Origin of the sequence: Halorarum halophilum (genome assembly GCF_013401515.1) — an archaeon.
Lineage (GTDB): Archaea > Halobacteriota > Halobacteria > Halobacteriales > Haloferacaceae > Halorarum > Halorarum halophilum.
On sequence record NZ_CP058532.1, the window covers coordinates 30,513 to 46,109 of the forward strand.

The 15,597-nt window shown below is 60.4% G+C and carries 29 protein-coding genes; 27 read left to right on the forward strand and 2 right to left on the reverse strand.

What is annotated here, in order from left to right:
- Positions 1-50 precede the first annotated feature (50 nt).
- The 25 genes from HUG10_RS20620 to dcd all read left to right on the forward strand — a co-directional run bounded on the left by HUG10_RS20620 (position 51) and on the right by dcd (position 13,608).
- Positions 51-257 (forward strand): hypothetical protein, encoded by a 207-nt coding sequence (locus HUG10_RS20620; protein ID WP_179171587.1) that lies wholly within the window; start codon positions 51-53, stop codon positions 255-257.
- On the forward strand, positions 247-465 hold the full coding sequence (locus HUG10_RS20625; protein ID WP_179171588.1) for a hypothetical protein: 219 nt from the start codon (positions 247-249) through the stop codon (positions 463-465). The genes HUG10_RS20620 and HUG10_RS20625 overlap by 11 nt, the downstream gene beginning before the upstream one ends.
- Positions 465-860 carry a hypothetical protein gene (locus tag HUG10_RS20630; protein ID WP_179171589.1) on the forward strand — a complete coding sequence of 132 codons (396 nt, stop codon included), beginning with the start codon at positions 465-467 and terminating at the stop codon, positions 858-860. The genes HUG10_RS20625 and HUG10_RS20630 overlap by 1 nt, the downstream gene beginning before the upstream one ends.
- Entirely contained in the window at positions 861-1,178 is a 318-nt protein-coding gene (locus tag HUG10_RS20635) for a hypothetical protein (RefSeq protein WP_179171590.1), read from the forward strand.
- Positions 1,179-1,287: 109 nt separating this feature from the next.
- Complete coding sequence (locus HUG10_RS20640) at positions 1,288-2,289, forward strand: GDP-mannose 4,6-dehydratase (protein ID WP_179171591.1); 1,002 nt, start codon at positions 1,288-1,290, stop codon at positions 2,287-2,289.
- 1 nt (position 2,290) lies between these two features.
- Positions 2,291-3,556, forward strand: coding sequence for a nucleotide sugar dehydrogenase (locus HUG10_RS20645; RefSeq protein ID WP_179171592.1), 1,266 nt, complete (start codon positions 2,291-2,293; stop codon positions 3,554-3,556).
- Between the two features lie 3 nt (positions 3,557-3,559).
- Positions 3,560-3,703: a hypothetical protein gene (locus HUG10_RS20650; protein WP_179171593.1), complete on the forward strand. Its 144-nt coding sequence runs from the start codon at positions 3,560-3,562 to the stop codon at positions 3,701-3,703.
- Positions 3,690-5,315: a hypothetical protein gene (locus HUG10_RS20655; RefSeq protein WP_179171594.1), complete on the forward strand. Its 1,626-nt coding sequence runs from the start codon at positions 3,690-3,692 to the stop codon at positions 5,313-5,315. The genes HUG10_RS20650 and HUG10_RS20655 overlap by 14 nt, the downstream gene beginning before the upstream one ends.
- A gap of 86 nt (positions 5,316-5,401) precedes the next feature.
- The gene (locus tag HUG10_RS20660) at positions 5,402-6,187 is read left to right on the forward strand and encodes a hypothetical protein (RefSeq protein WP_179171595.1); all 786 of its coding nucleotides are present in this window, start codon (positions 5,402-5,404) and stop codon (positions 6,185-6,187) included.
- A 124-nt stretch (positions 6,188-6,311) separates the two neighbouring features.
- Positions 6,312-6,656, forward strand: a complete 345-nt coding sequence (locus HUG10_RS20665) for a hypothetical protein (protein WP_246310545.1) — start codon at positions 6,312-6,314, stop codon at positions 6,654-6,656.
- Positions 6,657-6,812: 156 nt separating this feature from the next.
- The gene (locus tag HUG10_RS20670) at positions 6,813-7,271 is read left to right on the forward strand and encodes an ERCC4 domain-containing protein (protein ID WP_179171596.1); all 459 of its coding nucleotides are present in this window, start codon (positions 6,813-6,815) and stop codon (positions 7,269-7,271) included.
- A gap of 87 nt (positions 7,272-7,358) precedes the next feature.
- On the forward strand, positions 7,359-7,622 hold the full coding sequence (locus tag HUG10_RS20675; RefSeq protein ID WP_179171597.1) for a hypothetical protein: 264 nt from the start codon (positions 7,359-7,361) through the stop codon (positions 7,620-7,622).
- 172 nt (positions 7,623-7,794) lie between these two features.
- Positions 7,795-8,265 (forward strand): hypothetical protein, encoded by a 471-nt coding sequence (locus HUG10_RS20680; protein WP_179171598.1) that lies wholly within the window; start codon positions 7,795-7,797, stop codon positions 8,263-8,265.
- A complete protein-coding gene (locus HUG10_RS20685; protein WP_179171599.1) occupies positions 8,262-8,777 on the forward strand; it encodes a topoisomerase DNA-binding C4 zinc finger domain-containing protein in 516 nt (171 codons plus the stop codon). Before HUG10_RS20680 ends, HUG10_RS20685 begins: the two co-directional genes overlap by 4 nt.
- A complete protein-coding gene (locus HUG10_RS20690) occupies positions 8,770-9,000 on the forward strand; it encodes a hypothetical protein (protein ID WP_179171600.1) in 231 nt (76 codons plus the stop codon). The genes HUG10_RS20685 and HUG10_RS20690 overlap by 8 nt, the downstream gene beginning before the upstream one ends.
- A 1-nt stretch (position 9,001) precedes the next feature.
- Positions 9,002-9,169 (forward strand): hypothetical protein, encoded by a 168-nt coding sequence (locus HUG10_RS20695; RefSeq protein WP_179171601.1) that lies wholly within the window; start codon positions 9,002-9,004, stop codon positions 9,167-9,169.
- Positions 9,170-9,327: 158 nt separating this feature from the next.
- Positions 9,328-9,486 (forward strand): hypothetical protein, encoded by a 159-nt coding sequence (locus HUG10_RS20700; protein WP_179171602.1) that lies wholly within the window; start codon positions 9,328-9,330, stop codon positions 9,484-9,486.
- A 5-nt stretch (positions 9,487-9,491) separates the two neighbouring features.
- Positions 9,492-9,737, forward strand: a complete 246-nt coding sequence (locus HUG10_RS20705) for a hypothetical protein (protein WP_179171603.1) — start codon at positions 9,492-9,494, stop codon at positions 9,735-9,737.
- Positions 9,730-9,981 carry a C2H2-type zinc finger protein gene (locus HUG10_RS20710; RefSeq protein ID WP_179171604.1) on the forward strand — a complete coding sequence of 84 codons (252 nt, stop codon included), beginning with the start codon at positions 9,730-9,732 and terminating at the stop codon, positions 9,979-9,981. The genes HUG10_RS20705 and HUG10_RS20710 overlap by 8 nt, the downstream gene beginning before the upstream one ends.
- On the forward strand, positions 9,974-10,114 hold the full coding sequence (locus tag HUG10_RS20715; protein WP_179171605.1) for a hypothetical protein: 141 nt from the start codon (positions 9,974-9,976) through the stop codon (positions 10,112-10,114). The genes HUG10_RS20710 and HUG10_RS20715 overlap by 8 nt, the downstream gene beginning before the upstream one ends.
- Positions 10,114-10,452 carry a hypothetical protein gene (locus HUG10_RS20720; protein ID WP_179171606.1) on the forward strand — a complete coding sequence of 113 codons (339 nt, stop codon included), beginning with the start codon at positions 10,114-10,116 and terminating at the stop codon, positions 10,450-10,452. The genes HUG10_RS20715 and HUG10_RS20720 overlap by 1 nt, the downstream gene beginning before the upstream one ends.
- An 83-nt stretch (positions 10,453-10,535) precedes the next feature.
- Complete coding sequence (locus HUG10_RS20725) at positions 10,536-10,976, forward strand: hypothetical protein (protein WP_179171607.1); 441 nt, start codon at positions 10,536-10,538, stop codon at positions 10,974-10,976.
- An 8-nt stretch (positions 10,977-10,984) separates the two neighbouring features.
- The gene (locus tag HUG10_RS20730) at positions 10,985-11,686 is read left to right on the forward strand and encodes a hypothetical protein (RefSeq protein ID WP_179171608.1); all 702 of its coding nucleotides are present in this window, start codon (positions 10,985-10,987) and stop codon (positions 11,684-11,686) included.
- Between the two features lie 265 nt (positions 11,687-11,951).
- Entirely contained in the window at positions 11,952-12,746 is a 795-nt protein-coding gene (locus tag HUG10_RS20735; RefSeq protein WP_179171609.1) for a PD-(D/E)XK nuclease family protein, read from the forward strand.
- Positions 12,747-13,038: 292 nt separating this feature from the next.
- Positions 13,039-13,608, forward strand: coding sequence for a dCTP deaminase (gene dcd, locus HUG10_RS20740; RefSeq protein WP_179171610.1), 570 nt, complete (start codon positions 13,039-13,041; stop codon positions 13,606-13,608).
- Here dcd and HUG10_RS20745 read toward each other — a convergent pair.
- Positions 13,605-14,126: a hypothetical protein gene (locus tag HUG10_RS20745; RefSeq protein WP_179171611.1), complete on the reverse strand. Its 522-nt coding sequence runs from the start codon at positions 14,124-14,126 to the stop codon at positions 13,605-13,607. The two genes, dcd and HUG10_RS20745, sit on opposite strands and share 4 nt — an antisense overlap.
- A gap of 104 nt (positions 14,127-14,230) precedes the next feature.
- Positions 14,231-14,521, reverse strand: a complete 291-nt coding sequence (locus HUG10_RS20750; RefSeq protein WP_179171764.1) for a helix-turn-helix transcriptional regulator — start codon at positions 14,519-14,521, stop codon at positions 14,231-14,233.
- A 129-nt stretch (positions 14,522-14,650) separates the two neighbouring features.
- Here HUG10_RS20750 and HUG10_RS20755 point away from each other — a divergent pair, with 129 nt between their 5' ends.
- Together HUG10_RS20755 and HUG10_RS20760 are read left to right on the forward strand one after the other, a co-directional pair.
- Positions 14,651-15,226, forward strand: a complete 576-nt coding sequence (locus HUG10_RS20755) for an NAD(P)/FAD-dependent oxidoreductase (protein WP_179171612.1) — start codon at positions 14,651-14,653, stop codon at positions 15,224-15,226.
- 64 nt (positions 15,227-15,290) lie between these two features.
- Positions 15,291-15,539, forward strand: a complete 249-nt coding sequence (locus HUG10_RS20760) for a hypothetical protein (protein WP_179171613.1) — start codon at positions 15,291-15,293, stop codon at positions 15,537-15,539.
- The last annotated feature ends 58 nt before the right edge of the window (positions 15,540-15,597 follow it).

The window sequence follows — 15,597 nt, forward strand, 5'->3', positions numbered from 1 at the left end:
GCGTCCTCGAGCCATGGCCCCCACCCCGACCACGACAATCAGAGACACCAATGAGTGAATGTAGACTACCCGGCTGTACAGAGGAATCGCGAGCACGAGGAGACCCAGAGCGCCCGAACAACCCCGACGGCCCCACGGTGGGCGTCTTCGGCGCGAAGTTCTGCTCGGTCATGCACGAGCTGAAGTACGAACACATCAAGGCGGACGCGGAAGACGCCCGTCGCGCCGACATCGCGGAGGCTCGCAATGGAGAATGAGTTGCTCGGCTGTCCGGACTGTGAAGAGCCGACGTCGTTCCGACTGGAGATCCACGGGCAACAGGAGAAGGCGACCTTCAGCCTCATCGACGGCCAACCGAAGGTCGTCGAATCAGGAAGCGTCTACGTCCAAGGACACGATCCCGAGCGGATCTGCTGTCAGTCGTGCGGCCTCGTCATGACCGAGGACGACCTGGTGGTAGTCTAATGGTCGACCCCGAACCCAAGACGAAGCTCCCCTCCTACTGGGAACAGGGCGAGCTGTACATGAAGAACAAGCTGGCGTACGACGCGATGCAGGTGTTTCACTACTACGGGCGCGATGTTCACGGAAGCCGGATCGATGCTGACCGTCAGCAGGCGGCGGTCACGCTGGCACTCGAACAGGCCGACGGATTCGAGATGGACGGAATGCTCGCCAAACACGTCCGCGTCCCGTTTGCCCGAGAGTGCGGGAAGGTGATGCTGGCGATCGACTTCCTCGAACGGCGTCTCGGTGCTTACGCCGATCCCACCGCGAACGGGATTCCGTTTCGTATCCGGATGTATCGAGACGAGCTGGCTCGCCAGCACAAGAAGGTGGGACCAGGGGATACCGAGTAAATGGACCGCGTACTTGATCGAATCCGAGAGGTGTGGGGCGACTACGACGACTTCGAGCGAGGTGGGTTCGAGTACGTCGAGTTCCTGATCCGGTGTGACCTCGACGATATCCGTCAGGACGACTACGATCGCGAAGAGTCGATCGAAGAGTTAGCCGATATCGCGTCCAACGCGATCCGTGCGATTGACGAGCTCGGTGAGACAGACCCCGAGTCAGCAATCCTCGACCGCCTTGCTACCAGACACTACGGCGAGCAAGCGGAGATCATCGAGCAGTACCAGGAGCGATACGTCGCGGCCGGGAACACGCTCGAGTAACACGTTCATTCGATAACGCTGTCAACTTCGCCAGCCGAGCGGTACAATCCGCCTCGCGTAGCCCGATGAGCAGAATAGCTTATGGTTCTGGATTATTTATATATTCATAATGGTACATGCTCTGGTGACAGGTGGTGCCGGGTTCATCGGGAGCCACCTCGCTGGTGCGCTCCTCGAACGTGGCCACGAGGTAACCATCCTCGACAACCTCGACCCGTACTACGATGTCACCATCAAGGAACGGAACCTGGAGACCCTCGAATCGATCAGTGCCACCACAGACGGTGAGCTCACCGTAATCAAGGGAAGCATCCTGAACGAGAAGGCGCTCGGCACCGCCATGCGCGGAGCGGACATCGTCTACCACCACGCGGCGAAAGCCGGTGTCGGCCCGAGCGTTGATAACCCACAGGAATACACCGACGTGAACGTCCAGGGGACGCTGAAGGTCCTCGACATGGCCCGGCGGTTCCCCCGTGAGATCCGCGTCGTGAACGCATCCTCGTCGTCCGTGTACGGCCCGGCTGATTACACTCCGATCGACGAGGAGCACCCGACGAGGCCGCTCTCGCCGTACGCCCTCACGAAGCTCACGACCGAGCACTACTGTCGGTTATACACCGAGCTCCACAACGTCCCGACCGTCAACCTCCGCTACTTCACAGTGTACGGACCTCGGATGCGGACTGGAATGGCGATCCCGGACTTCACGGCCAGAGCCGTCGACGACGATGCGACGTTCACGTGTCTGGGCGACGGGTTCCAGTCTCGCGACTTCACCTACGTCGACGACGTCGTCCAGGCGAACCTCGCGATCCTCGAGACGGACATGGCCGATGGGGAGACGATAAATATCGGCTCTGGTGGCAACGTCACTGTCGCGGAACTAATCGAGTACGTCCAGGAGAGCCTGTTCGTCGACAAGGAGATCGAGTATCTCCCCGCACGAGAAGGCGGATCGCGACACACCCACGCCGACTACGAGAAGGCACGCAGGCTCCTCGGCTACCGCCCCCGGACGAACATCTGGAAGGGTGTCGACGAGTTCGTGGACTGGTATCTGGAGAATATCGAATGGTATCACCCACTCGCGCTCAAGGAGGCGGTCTAACGTGGCGGCCCGACGCGGTTCCGACGCCACGACTCCCACCCTCGACGGGGAGACATCGGACTCCTGCAACGTGTGTATCATCGGCGGGGCCGGATACATGGGTCTCCCGTTCTCTCTCGCGGTCGCGACGGGCGGCCACGACGTCACAATCGTGGATATCGACGAAGATCGTCTCGCCCAGGTCGACGATGGCGTGTTCCCGTTCTCCGAACGCGGGGGACAGGAACTCCTCGACGAGGTCGAGATCACGACGTCCACGGAACACGATGTCGTCGCTGATGCGGACGTGGTCGTGCTCACCGTCGGGACGCCGGTCGACAAGTACCAGACCCCGGATATGAGCATCGTCTTCGCCGTGATGGACGCGATCAGTCCGTACACGAACGAAGACCAGCTGTTGATTCTTCGGTCGACGGTCGCCCCCGGCGTCGGGGATGCAGTCGCGAACAGGACGGACGCGGCGGTTGTGAACGCCCCGGAGCGCGCTCGTCAGCACTACATGATCGAGGACACGATCAACGTGCCCCAGCTCCTGGGAGCGCCTACGCAGCGGTCGTACGAGCAGGCCAAGTCGTTCTTCGAGACGTTCATGGACGCGGACGTCATGCCACGGCTCTCACGGCGTGAGGCCGAGCTCGCGAAGATCTTCGGCAACGTCTTCCTGTACGTCACGTTCGCACTCGGGAACGAGTACTGGGCGCTCACGGAGCACCACGGCGACGGTGACAACGTCCATCGCATCCTCGAAGTCGCGAGTAAAGGGATCGACTGGTTCAACCCGCCAGGACCGGGCGCAAATACGGGCGGGCCGTGCCTCCGGAAGGACGGCTGGTTCGTCTCGACGGCGTTCCCCGCGACCGAGTTGTACGAGACGGCCTCGTCGATCAATAACGCGATGCCGAGTCGGGCGCTCGACGGACTCGAAGAACGAGAGGGGTGGCCCCCTGAGAAGATCGCGGTGCTCGGCATGACGTTCAAGGCCGACGCCGACGACATGCGGGGCTCGCTGGCGGACCAGATGCACTACGAGATCGAGCGGCGCGGCTACGGTGATCGGACGGTATTCGTCGACCCGCACAACGACGCGTACGATGAGCTCGATGCAATCGACGGCGCCGACTGGGTGCTGATCCTCACGCCACACTCGGCGTTCGAGGACTTCGAAGCCGTATCCGACGCGGTTGGTGGCACAGCCTGGTACTGTGATATCTGGGGGCTGTGGAACCGGACGCACGAACGCAGTGACAACGGCTACTTCAAGTACTGAACCATGAAAGTCGAACAGACATACACGACGGACGAGGACGAGCAGCGGTGGCTCGTGGACATGACGAACGATGAGTACCAGGCGGTGCGGAAGCTGCTGGCGGCCGAGATGGAGTATCAGGAGGTGAGCACCGATGCCAACCGGTAACGAGATCGCGAAGGACACGCCCGTCGAGAGCGACGAGCACTGGGACTTCGACAACGGGCTCCGCATCATGGTGTACCCGGTGCTCGCGGCGAACACGATGATCGAGGCGAGTCCGGCGTATCAGCACCTCAAGCAGACGATGCGCTGGTTCGATGCCCACTACGACTTCCCTGTGTTCTGGCACATCCTCTGGCCGAAGACGGGGAACGACGAAGCCCGCTACCGCTACCGCTGGAAGAATCACTCCGAGCGGCTGTGGCTCGAGCGCCGGGACGACGTCGAGCTGATCGAGACGACGTTCCACGCGTGCCAGACCACGGACATGGGGCTGTGCAATCGCGAGCTGCGCGAGGTGATCAACCAGTCGGAGGGCACGCGGTTCTTCGATTTCATCTTCAACCAGAAGCCCGGCGCCGCCGCGGAGATCATGGACACCGTGCGCGGGCGGCGTGAAGAGGACGCGCTGTGCCCGGCGATCATGAACACGCACTGCATGCCGCCGACCTGGGACAAGACGTTCGGCGACTACTACCGGCTCCGGATGGCATCCGGGATGGTCGGCCCAGTGACGCACAACTTCTTCCAGACCGACCACCAGCTTCAGAACACGCTGAAGGCGCTCCGGTCGTACTTCAACGGGAAGACGCTCCAGCAGTTCCAGAACCAGTCATCGGTGATGGGGACCGGCGTCGACGTCGACTACGTCGATGGGTTCGCCTCCGAGCTCGACGGTGGTGAGGGCGATCTGGCCGAAGAAGATCCCTTCATCGTGACGTTCAACTCGAAGGTGTACAAGGAGCGCAACTACGAGGAGTCCTGGCGCATCCTCGATACGCTCCACTCCTCGCCTGTGAACTGCAAGGTGCAGCTGGTCGTCCCGAACCTCGGCCAGGGGAAGCTCCTGACGCCGGTCGAGTACTCGTCGACGGCCGAGCACTTCGACACGTACTCCGGGCTGAAGAAGTCGGAGTACCTCGAGCAGTCGGCGAAGGCGAAGATGTCGCTCAACTCGGTGATCAAGACGGACTTCAACCAGACGCTCGCCGAGGTCGCGTACGTCGGGGCGCTCCCGGTCATGCGCCGGGCTGACTGGTCCGAGTTCATGTTCGGGAAGGACTACCCGTTCCTGTACAGCGGCGAAGAGCACGGCAAGAAGATGGCGCTCCACGTCGCCGCCAACATCGACGAGTACCGCGCGGAGTGGATTCCCGAGCTCCGGACACGGCTCCGTGAGCGGCACCACGCGGCGATGTACTTCAAGGAGATCCTCGAGCAGGTCCACCGGCTCCGCGAAGAGGTGACCTGGGGGAACGAATGGTTCGATCTCCCGCCGATGCACAACCGGTACGAGATGAACGAGAACAGCGGGCGCGTGACCCGCGAGGCGGTCGTCCTCCAGGCGCTCCGGCGCTGTGACGACGTGTTCACGATGGAGGACTTCGCCGAGAAGTACCGCCAGGTGAGCGAGTCGAGCGCGAAACTCCTCGAGCCGCACGACGGGCGGTCGCCGGCGCCGCACCTCTCGTACTACCTCGCGCTGAAGAAGTACGGGGTCAAGGACCTGTGCGACGGCCCGCTCCCGGTTCTGGACAAGAGCGACCTCGAAAACTGATAGACGGAAACCGCCATACGTTGTCGGGGTCAAACGTAGACCCACCAGAATACTTACCATCGCTTCAGTCGTATTAAGAATTGCATATGGGAAATGACGAAAGCGCCCAGACAACGTTTGGTGACGGCGGCGAGATCCAGACGCCTGAGCCCACGTCGACCGACGAGGACGATTCCAGCCTCAAGGACGACGGGACAGAAATGAAGAAGTACGATACGAAAGGCGGCCTCGACCAGTACATCGTCGGCTCCGCACTCCAGAAAGCCATTCGGCGGAGCGACGAGGAGCTCGCGGCGTGGTCAGCCTGGGAGCTGGTCCGCTCCGGCTACGGCTGGTGGTTCTGGAACCGGCTGGCAATCATCGCGGTCGAAGAGGCCGTCTCGGAAGACCAGACGCTGGTCCTGGTCGACACGCTCGAACGCCTCGCCAAGAAGAAGTGGTCGATGGACGAGTGGGAAGGCATCGTGTGTGCGATCCGCGCGGCGATCGCCTGCGCTCGCATGCCCAAGTCGCGCGAGCACGTCCACGGCAACCGGGTGTTCACGGCGATGAAGAACGAGCGCGTCGCCGCCGAGCAAGAAGACCGCAAACCGCGGTACGACTTCCCCGAGATCCCGGACGAAGCGTACGATCAGCACACGCTCATGGGCCGCAAGCAGGGTCGCGGGTTCAAGCACTTCATGGTCCACTCGGGCCGACTCGACAACGAGACGGAGATGGGCGCTGAGTTCAAGGAGTTCCTGATGAACAACGTCGAGATGGCATACCCGGACAAGGACATCAGCCAGAGCGACATCTCGCGATCGGACATCAAGCGCGCCACGACACCAGTCGAACCCGGTGAGCACGACAAGAAGTTCCACGACCAGTAAGGTCGTCCTGTAACACCTCTGAAATCCTGTACGTACATATACACGCGTACGTACGTACGTGCAACCGCCGTCACCCGGTTTCGGTCAGAATACTTATAGTACCAGATAGGCAATATGTGGTCAGATGAAGCACCGCACGGTTCGTGTTGCTGACGACGACCTCGCAGACCACGTCCGATCGAGAATCTCCAACGACGAGCTCCTCGACGACGTCCTCCCCATGTTCAGACGGTTCATCCTCTGGCGGCGCGAAGACGAAAGTGGTGTGAGCGGAACCGGCCCGGTCGCGGTCGGCGTCCAGTTCCCCGATGGTGCGGTCGCGATCGAGTGGCTGAACGAGCAGAACCCTCGCGTCGACACCGCCCGAAACGGCTGGGCGCTCTACCCGTCGGTCGAGGGTATCGCTGACGCCGAGAAGGTCCATGGCCACGGTGGTCGAACGATCATCGTCTGGATCGACGCCGAGTGACACGGGCTTCTATGCCTCTCACCCGAGGTATTTCACCCATCCTCATATTACTTACATACGTCTGAGAAACAAAGTCCTACGTTCACTCTCGGGCTCTCACGTTAACTAACTCAGCGACACCCTTATGCTCTGATAGTGAGTACTTTTTGATAAGAAATGGCGCTCGACATCAAGGTCGACGATCGCGAACCCAAACGGGTGCAGGAGATGGCGAAGACGGTGTTCGGAGACGAGCGGGTCGAGATCGAGCGCATGAAGTCTGGCGATTTCGTCGCCCGTGGCGCCCAGGCCGCCGCCGAGCGAAAGCAGATCTCGGATTTCCTCGGGTCGATCGGGGACAAGCGCATCTGGAAGCAGACGGACGGGATGGGCCAGCAGTACGAACACAACTGCGTCGTCGTCGAAGGCTCGCACATCGAGGACTTCGTCGCTGACATCTACGGCGGTCACGCCGCGGCGATCCGCAAGGTGATCGGCGTGGTCGCCTGGCTCAATCACCAGGACGGCTGGTCGGCGATGTGGTTCCCGCAGGACGGCGACGAGGGGACGCGCCTGCTGATGAACTACCTGGAGGCGTGGTTCCGTCAGGCGGACAAGAAGAACAAATCGAAATAGGGGGACGTCGTAGCTGTCTGACCTATCAGAAACTTTTATCTTATCTCCAGCCCAATTCTCAAGCATCCCTATCAAGGGATTGATAGTATGGAATCCGAAGCGAACGGAGTGTCGCTGGTGCCGCAGCTGTCGTACAACGACGAGCTTGGAGGAGCTCGCGTTCGGTCCCAGGGCGTAAACTGTACGCTCACCTGGGAGATGTTCGAAATCGCGCTCACGAAAGGCGGGATCGAGCTGACGACAGACGTTCCGCACCAGGACCTCGAAGCGTTGTTCGGCGCTACCCTCGGCCAAGATTGCCGAGTGTGCGTCAGTATCGAACCCACCGAGGAGGACCTCGATGGCGAATAGAGGACAGAAGACGAACTACACGGGCAAGGACACGTCAGTCTCGATCACGCAGATACAGGCCGCTGGCCAGTCCCAGTCCACGCTCACGAACAACCGACTCCGAGGTGAGTGGTCACCTCGAGCGATCGTCGAGCGACGGTACGACCACACGTTGCCGCGATCGTGGGACACGGTGTTCATCCCGATCAGTCCGCGCGGGCCGCTCTACGGAATCAAACCAGAGCACGGTGACTCGTTCATCGTCGGCTACGCACTGGTTCGTCCGAAAACGCAAGCAGAGAGTACGTACGACGACAAAGCCGCCATGTTCGAGCAGTTCGCCGATAAGGACGAAGCGTACGTCTGGGAGAAGAAGCAGCCGACGTACATCCCGCCGGAGAAGCTCACGCCACGGTTCATCATCGAACCGTACTACTCGTCTCACATCAACCCCGCCAAGTCGGGGTGGGCTGGAATGTACTACGTCGAGCCGACACACTCGATGCTCTCCGGACGTGACGGCTTCCGTATCGTCGCAGTCGCAGAGGTGCCACCAGGAACGGAGTTCGCGTATCCGTTCGGAAGCATCCAGAAGCTGAAAGACGGGCTCGACGACCGGGATGCCGAGTACACGATCGATCCGCGATTCGAGAGGATTGCATGAGCTCGACCGACTACGTCCAGATCACGAAGGACGAGTTCGACGAGTTCGTCGCTGACGAGCTCCCGCGCGAGTTCGAAGAGAAGGAGTGGAACTGGACGCAGGAAGCGGTGTACGACTGCGAGCTCCCGCGAGGAGAGCACACGTTCGTCCTGCGTATCTGGTCCAGTGTCGACGTCCGAGACGGCTACGGTCGGAAGAAGGGCGGTGACGCGATCCGTGTGCAGTGCCTCGTCGTCGACGAGGACAAGGGGCCTGGAAGCTGGAAGCCCATCGTCCACCACAGTCAGCTCCCCGACGACTGTGGCTCACACATCAAACGGACGGACGGCTGGAAGGACCGCGTGAAGCGACACTTGATCGCGCTCGAATCGATCGTTGGCGGAGAGCAGTACCAGGAGTGTATCTGGTGCGACCGGCCGATGATCGTGCGGACGAACAAGTCTACCGGGGACGAGTTCTTCGGCTGCTCGGGCTTCCCGGACTGTCGCCACACGGAGGCGATCAATGGGTGAGAAGACCGGTGTCCAACGCGCGTTAGAATCGCTCGAGTGCGTCACGGACACCGTCGACAGGGAAGAGGGATCATCGTTCGAGATCCACGTCAGGTCCGACACGACCATCGACGACTTCAGCATGATACTCGTGGCGCTCCCGGCGCTCATGTTCCCGATGAGAATCTCAGAGACCGACGACGGCTACGTCGTCCACTGTCTCCAGTACGAAGAGGTGCGATAGCATGGCCAACATCTACACAGTAATGTTCAACATCGACGGAGAGGGATCGACCGCTCGATTCGAGTTCGAGTCAAGTGCATGGGCGCTCGTCGACGCCCTGGAGGATGCCGGCTACGAGGCCAGCGTCCACGACGAGTTCAAACGCAAGGAGCTCACCCGTGGCGATTAGCTGTGTCCTGTTCGGGCACAAGATGGTCAGTGGGTTCTACATCGATACGGACGCGGACGTAGTCCTCCCGATCAAGCTCTGTGACCGTGATTGCGGACACACAGTCCTCGACCTGGGAGCGTACAAGAAACAGAAGCAGTGGCAAAAGGAGCAAGATAATGAAGCACAAGAAGCGTGACCCGATCTTCGACACGGACACAGTAGCAGACGCACGAGAGATACTCCAGAACGGCGAGCGGAACTGGGACTACCTCGACGGAGAGGAACGGTACGGGACGGTCGTCGAGGCGCTCCAGCTGCTCGAAGAGGTTCTCTGAGGGCGATGGGCGATCGAATCGAGCCGTCAGAGCTGAGCCAGGAGGAGATCGTCGACGAGATCGACCGACTTGCGTGCCACACGGGGTACACGTGTGATTCGCGTGGTACGGAAGCCCGGCGCCGAGATGAGAAGCGGATCGAGGCGCTCAAAGCAGAGCTCGACGGCGAGTATGAACACGACCCCGACTCGTGCGACCAGTGCGAGGTCGAGGCGCAGCTGCTGGCCACCTCGGAGGGCGACGATGAGTGACGTCGACGAGTGGAAGGAGAACAACGAGTCGTTCTCCTACGACCCGCCGGATGCGGACCCGGAGATGTGGTCCCCCGAGGAGTTCACAGAGCTGTACGACCGGGTGATCGGCCGTCAGGTCAAGTGGATATGCGAGCACTGCTCGCAACCGTTCCCGAGCCTCGATGCAGCGAGACGACACGTCCGGACTCAGCACTCGGTGTACCTGATCGGCCAGGCAAAGCTCGCGAGGGACGATGACTAAGTACCGCGTTACCTGCGAAAAGTGCGGCCTCGACCGGACGTTTGACAAATGGGACGACGCACACGCAGTCGTTATGTCGCACTGGAGGAAGCCCGGCCACGAGGAGGTTGAGTGCAACCGGGTGACCGACTGATGAGCCCGACTACTGCTGCTGGTGGCATTCAGTCCTCAGGTGAGGGATGGGACTCGGTCGACGACGACTGTATGCTCTGTGAAATGGAGCAGTGTACTCACTGGTACTACGAAGACGACGAGCTCGTAATCGCCGACAACCTGGTCGGGCGCCCGTTCGTCATCTGGAAGGACCACAAGCAGTCAGTTAGCATCGACGAGCTCCAGACGGTGCAGCACCGTGTCAGGGGCATCTTCAGCGACCACGAGCTCCAGGTGATCATGAACATGGTCCCAGACCACTGGCACGCTCATATCGTCGAGCCCGGAGGAGACCGGGCATACCTGAGGTTCGAATGACTGACGAGTTCAGCTTCGCCGATGTTGTTCCCCGAGACCGGGACTTGTATACGTCGACCGACCACCTGATGAAACGCGTCCGGATGAACGGACGGTTCATCACCGAGGAGCTGGTTCGCGACCTGATCGCGACGGGCGACATCTGTGGGAACCGACCCGGGAAGGGCGGCTGGGTGTTCGAGAAGCAGTACGACGGCGTACAGTTCAAGCTGATCTGTGACATCGGCGCGGACCTCGAACCGCGCATCGTCACTGGCGTCTCCGAGATCGTCGACCGGGATGAGGCTCTCGGCTCCGACCGCTGGAACGAATCGACGGTCCATCAGGTCGAGCTCCGAACGGCGCTCAGTCGAGACGCCCACGAGGTCGCACCAGAACGGATGCTCGAGCTCGAATCGCTCACGCCGATCGACGTGAAGGGCCACCGGGTGATCACGGACGACGCGTGGGATTACGTCGAGTGCGTCGACTGTGGAATGCGGACCCGGTCGAAGGCCGACCTCTCGTCGACCGCCTGCAACTGACCCCACCCATGCCTCGACAATTATACACGGCGAGTGGCCACGCTGACTCGTGCGACTGTCCGATCCATCGCGACGGGACGGCGCCGACGGTCCCGCTCGGAATCGAGTTCGCCGACCGGGTGACCATCACGGAGATCGACCGAGAGACGGCGCTCGGCGTTTACCAGGCGCACCACTCGTACTGCAAAGACGTCGCCCAGACGAACATCGCCCACCACGGGATCGAGTTCGACGGCCACCTGGTCGGCGCCGTCACCTGGCGCCAGCCCCTCCTGAACGAGCTCCGCCTGTGGACGCTCCCCGGCGGTGGGCTCACTCGTAACTCCGAATTGGGCGTGGACACGTTCAAGATCAGTGGCGGCCAGATCGCGGAAGCGAATCGGATCTGTATCGGCGTGCCGACGCGGAACCTCGCATCGTGCGGGTTCGCCAAGTCGATGGACCGATTCGTCGACGAGCACGTCGGCCGGCTCGATCTCGAGTGGTTGCTGACGTTCATCCGGGTCGATCACGTCGGGTCGATGCTCCGAGCACTGCTCGATCGGGACTGGGAGCTCGTCGGGATCAGCGAACCGAAGGAACCGGGCAACCGACCGACCCGTGAAATCCATTCGTGGGCGAAACACCGGTGGTTGTGTCCGCTAATCGACTACCAGTCGAAATTCCAGTCACACCAAGCGCCTCTCGTACGGGCTGACGGGGGTCTATGAGCCTTCTATCGCCCGATTTCGAGGGTTTCGGGGGCCAGTTTTTCACCAACCCCGTCCAGGGCCATCTTCGGGCCTTTTCCCCTACCCTCTACGGGCCCAACATGCCCCTCCGCGAGGAGCAATTTACTGATACCTCACTCGCACATGCCACCACCGGCGTTGGGTTAGAACTTGTGGAGAAAGTGGTATATATTCAGAGCACGACTTGTCAATTAAGATGGGCGTGTCGTACGACGTGTCGGAACGAGGGAGGATTCAGCCGCCGATGGAGCTGATCCGTAAAACGAACGCCTACTTCACCGAGGATGGTGACGGGCTTCGCGTCTACGAACACCCCGAGACAGGACAGGAGCTGTTTTCTGTGACGTCAGTCCAGACGGTCGTGAACGAGGACGCCGCGGCGCTGGTGGCATGGCGTCGACGCGATCCAAAATGGGCCGACTACTGGACGCGCTACACGCAGATCCGCGGCACCCTGATCCACGAGCAACTGCTGGGCAAGTTCGCCGACAGACCGATGCCTGGATACGACCTTCCATCCGAGATCGACAAGGAGGCGATCATCGCCGACGACGGCGAGGAGAACCACATGATCAGCGCGAAAGACTTCGTGAAGATCGAGGAGGACGTCGAACGGGCGAAGAACATGTGGGCGAAGATCTGGTCCTCAGAGGGCTACTCGTTCGGCGACGTGCAGGGTGTCGAGGTGAAGGTGTGGCGACCGGACTACGGATACGCCGGAACGTTCGACTTGCTGATGCGGCTCAACGGGAAGCTCACACTGTGCGACTTGAAGACGAGCAAGGCGTACCGGCCCAAGTACGCCGAACAGTTGGCCGCCTACTGGGACGCCGCCGAGGAGATGTACGACCTGGAGATCGAGCAGGCGTGCGTCTTCCGGCTGTGTCCCGACCAGCGACACAACCCGTTCCTGAAACCCGAGCTCCACTTCGTCCCTGACGAACGCGAGGAGTGGCGAGCGAAGTGTACTAAGTTCCTCACGGAATACCTCCCGAACTTAGACACGTCTGGCGATCCTGAAGCTGACGAAGTGCAATAGGGCGGCTACTATGTGTTCGTTCGATTACAGTGACAAAGACCCGGAAGGTTAATATGTTCTTCATCCGTAGGTTAGCGTGACGCTACACGACAGGCGTCACACCTCCCCAGACACCCGGGTGGGACCCGCTACCCAGTCAGGTCGTTCCCCCACTCGGACCTTCCCACTTGCTGAGCAGTAGTCTTCAAAACTGTGAGACTGCGGTCCGGTCGGACGTGACAGATAGGTTTATGTTCTGATGGCGTCAACTTGGTATGCCGCCCCGTGGAACGGGCGTCGATTAGAGCCTGACATGATTCTGTCTGATCGGGACATCAAAGCGGAGATCGAGCGCGGGAATCTCGTTGTTACCCCGCTCGACGATACTGACCTCCAGATACAACCCGCGAGTGTCGACGTTCGGCTCGGCGACGAGATCATCGAGTTCGACGATCGGGACGAACCGCTCAACCCGCACGAAGTCGACCCGGAGGACGTCACGACTCGAATCCCGTTCGAGACCTACGTGATCGAGCCTGGAGAGTTCGTCCTCATGACCACCTACGAGTACGTCGGCATCCCGGACGAGCTGATCGGCTTCGTCGAAGGACGGTCGTCCTGGGGGCGATGGGGAATCAAAGTCCACAGCACGGCCGGGCTGATCGATCCCGGCTACAAGGGAATGGTCACGCTCGAGGTCTCGAACGAGGGGAAGATCCCGATCGTGCTGACGGCCGGCGACCGGATCGCACAGCTCACGTTCCAGCGCCTCACGAGTCCGTGCGAACGGCCGTATGGAGAAGAGCGCGGATCGAAGTACCAGAACCAGGCTGGGCCACAGGTGTCTCGACTCGACCGTGAAAATACAGCGACGAGCGATTAGCTGTCGAACGACTGGAGGGCCTCGCCGAGCTGTTCTTGTCCCTCCTTGACGTCGATCTCTTCGTCGACGAACGTCTCGACCGCTTTCTCCGCGTGGTACTGTTCGAACTGGTGGGTCTCGATCACGACCTTCCCGTTGAACGCACCGGAGATCCGCGACGGGATCGGCATCGTGTGATTGAGCTGGAGATACTCGACGTCGTTGTAGTCGTAGTCACCGTTCGTATCGATGCGTGACTCGAACATGGCGACTCCAGTGCGACGGAGCTCGACAGGGTAGCCTCGGTAGAGGTACCGAATCGTGTTCTCGTCGACCTGCTCGGCCCACTCGTAGTCCTCGGCCTCTCCCTCGAACGACCACCACTCAGGGACTTCGGCGCCCTCGTGGAAGTCGTCGGGACCGACGAACTCGCGGTCGAGGAACTCCTCTTTCGTCTCGTAGTTGTCGGCGACATCTTCCCACCTGAGTTCATTTGAGGAGGGCGCGTCGTCTGCTACTTCCGGGGATTCTTCTCCCATACATGATATATGAAGCTATCTGAAAGTATAAGACACCGGATAGCAGAAGCTGATGCCGGTAGAATTAGCGAGCTGACATAACCGCGGTGTTCAGAAAAAAGGGGTTACGCGGGGATGTTACTTTGTTCGAGGTACTGATCTTGCCATTCACTGCGAGCCTCGATCTCGCGCCGACCACGCTTTGTGATCTTGTACTCGTTCGTTCTGCGATCACGTTCGCTCTTCTCAACGAGTCCCTTCTCAACGAGGGTATCGAGATTTGGGTATAGACGGCCGTGATGGATTTCTTTCTCGTAGTATCCTTCGAGCTCGTCTTTGATCGCGAGTCCATGCGGCTCCTCCAGTCCAGCAGTGACGTACAGCAGGTCACGCTGGAACCCAGTCAGGTCGTACATTGTGACCATTTGTGTTTTAGCGCCTGGTCATGTTAAGGGTTCCGATATGTTCGATAAGCTTAAGAGAAATAACCCAGCCCCGTCGCTGTGTGCGGAATGGTTATTATATACGATCGGGTATGGGAGAACATGGTAAGTGACAAAAAAATAGCACTCGACATCGAAGGCGTCTGTGCAGATACGCACGCCGCCGCGATCGAACGATGCGAGCTGATCGACGACGTTCCCGATCAGTACGACTTCGCCTCCCCCGACCAGCTCGACGAGTACCTCGACGTGAGTGCCACCATCTGGGAGCACGAACCAGAGATCGTCCCGCCGTGCGACCCGGATATCGCTGACCACGTCAACATGCTTCGCGAGAGCCACACAGTCGAGGTTCTCACGAACCGGTACGGCGTCGACGACCAGGTCCAGCAGTGGCTGAACAAGTACGGGATCGACGTCGACGGGTTCCAGGCCAATCCGCCGACGACGAAGAAGGAAGGGTTCGAGAAGAGCAACACGTACCCGAACGGGTTCGACTACTTCATCGACGACAATCCGAAGCTCGCGTTCAAAGTCGAGCGCCTGTTCCTCGTCGACCAGTCGTGGAACCAGAACGTCGACGACGACGATGAGCAGGTGATCCGCGTGGGAGACCGTGGTGCTGGTGCCCTGATCGAGGTCGTGAACGATCTGTACGCCGGCCCCGTTCGCGAATAGCAACGTATCAGTATTCCAGAAAGGGCAAATGCTATTACCTGGTAGTGCTAACTACCTGTTAGGTATGTCCGTTGTCACGTACAAGAACGCCGGGTTCAAAGAGAGAGTCGAGGAGCTGTGCGAGGCGATCGCGGAGGACCCGCAGCGATCCGTGTACGTGAAGCCGCGGACGATGAAGAAGGCCATGCGCGAGGACTTCCCCGAGATGACCGACGGCCAACTGGGGAACAATATCGGACGAGTGCTGCGCGAGCTCGACTACGCTGAGCGATGGGGCGGCGAGACGTACATGCTACTGGTCGATCGAATGTGACGCCTGCATGTACGGACGCGTATGTACGTACGTACGCCTGTTCTGACCTATAGTGACA

Excerpts from the sequence above, each read along its gene's own strand:
- HUG10_RS20620 (WP_179171587.1), top strand. The coding sequence starts at position 51 with ATGAGTGAATGTAGACTACCCGGCTGTACAGAGGAATCGCGAGCACGA.
- HUG10_RS20625 (WP_179171588.1), top strand. The coding sequence starts at position 247 with ATGGAGAATGAGTTGCTCGGCTGTCCGGACTGTGAAGAGCCGACGTCG.
- HUG10_RS20630 (WP_179171589.1), top strand. The coding sequence starts at position 465 with ATGGTCGACCCCGAACCCAAGACGAAGCTCCCCTCCTACTGGGAACAG.
- HUG10_RS20635 (WP_179171590.1), top strand. The coding sequence starts at position 861 with ATGGACCGCGTACTTGATCGAATCCGAGAGGTGTGGGGCGACTACGAC.
- HUG10_RS20640 (WP_179171591.1), top strand. The coding sequence starts at position 1,288 with ATGGTACATGCTCTGGTGACAGGTGGTGCCGGGTTCATCGGGAGCCAC.
- HUG10_RS20650 (WP_179171593.1), top strand. The coding sequence starts at position 3,560 with ATGAAAGTCGAACAGACATACACGACGGACGAGGACGAGCAGCGGTGG.
- HUG10_RS20655 (WP_179171594.1), top strand. The coding sequence starts at position 3,690 with ATGCCAACCGGTAACGAGATCGCGAAGGACACGCCCGTCGAGAGCGAC.
- HUG10_RS20660 (WP_179171595.1), top strand. The coding sequence starts at position 5,402 with ATGGGAAATGACGAAAGCGCCCAGACAACGTTTGGTGACGGCGGCGAG.
- HUG10_RS20665 (WP_246310545.1), top strand. The coding sequence starts at position 6,312 with ATGAAGCACCGCACGGTTCGTGTTGCTGACGACGACCTCGCAGACCAC.
- HUG10_RS20670 (WP_179171596.1), top strand. The coding sequence starts at position 6,813 with ATGGCGCTCGACATCAAGGTCGACGATCGCGAACCCAAACGGGTGCAG.
- HUG10_RS20675 (WP_179171597.1), top strand. The coding sequence starts at position 7,359 with ATGGAATCCGAAGCGAACGGAGTGTCGCTGGTGCCGCAGCTGTCGTAC.
- HUG10_RS20685 (WP_179171599.1), top strand. The coding sequence starts at position 8,262 with ATGAGCTCGACCGACTACGTCCAGATCACGAAGGACGAGTTCGACGAG.
- HUG10_RS20690 (WP_179171600.1), top strand. The coding sequence starts at position 8,770 with ATGGGTGAGAAGACCGGTGTCCAACGCGCGTTAGAATCGCTCGAGTGC.
- HUG10_RS20695 (WP_179171601.1), top strand. The coding sequence starts at position 9,002 with ATGGCCAACATCTACACAGTAATGTTCAACATCGACGGAGAGGGATCG.
- HUG10_RS20700 (WP_179171602.1), top strand. The coding sequence starts at position 9,328 with ATGAAGCACAAGAAGCGTGACCCGATCTTCGACACGGACACAGTAGCA.
- HUG10_RS20705 (WP_179171603.1), top strand. The coding sequence starts at position 9,492 with ATGGGCGATCGAATCGAGCCGTCAGAGCTGAGCCAGGAGGAGATCGTC.
- HUG10_RS20710 (WP_179171604.1), top strand. The coding sequence starts at position 9,730 with ATGAGTGACGTCGACGAGTGGAAGGAGAACAACGAGTCGTTCTCCTAC.
- HUG10_RS20715 (WP_179171605.1), top strand. The coding sequence starts at position 9,974 with ATGACTAAGTACCGCGTTACCTGCGAAAAGTGCGGCCTCGACCGGACG.
- HUG10_RS20720 (WP_179171606.1), top strand. The coding sequence starts at position 10,114 with ATGAGCCCGACTACTGCTGCTGGTGGCATTCAGTCCTCAGGTGAGGGA.
- HUG10_RS20725 (WP_179171607.1), top strand. The coding sequence starts at position 10,536 with ATGAACGGACGGTTCATCACCGAGGAGCTGGTTCGCGACCTGATCGCG.
- HUG10_RS20730 (WP_179171608.1), top strand. The coding sequence starts at position 10,985 with ATGCCTCGACAATTATACACGGCGAGTGGCCACGCTGACTCGTGCGAC.
- HUG10_RS20735 (WP_179171609.1), top strand. The coding sequence starts at position 11,952 with ATGGAGCTGATCCGTAAAACGAACGCCTACTTCACCGAGGATGGTGAC.
- dcd (WP_179171610.1), top strand. The coding sequence starts at position 13,039 with ATGATTCTGTCTGATCGGGACATCAAAGCGGAGATCGAGCGCGGGAAT.
- HUG10_RS20745 (WP_179171611.1), bottom strand. The coding sequence starts at position 14,126 with ATGGGAGAAGAATCCCCGGAAGTAGCAGACGACGCGCCCTCCTCAAAT.
- HUG10_RS20750 (WP_179171764.1), bottom strand. The coding sequence starts at position 14,521 with ATGTACGACCTGACTGGGTTCCAGCGTGACCTGCTGTACGTCACTGCT.
- HUG10_RS20755 (WP_179171612.1), top strand. The coding sequence starts at position 14,651 with ATGGTAAGTGACAAAAAAATAGCACTCGACATCGAAGGCGTCTGTGCA.
- HUG10_RS20760 (WP_179171613.1), top strand. The coding sequence starts at position 15,291 with ATGTCCGTTGTCACGTACAAGAACGCCGGGTTCAAAGAGAGAGTCGAG.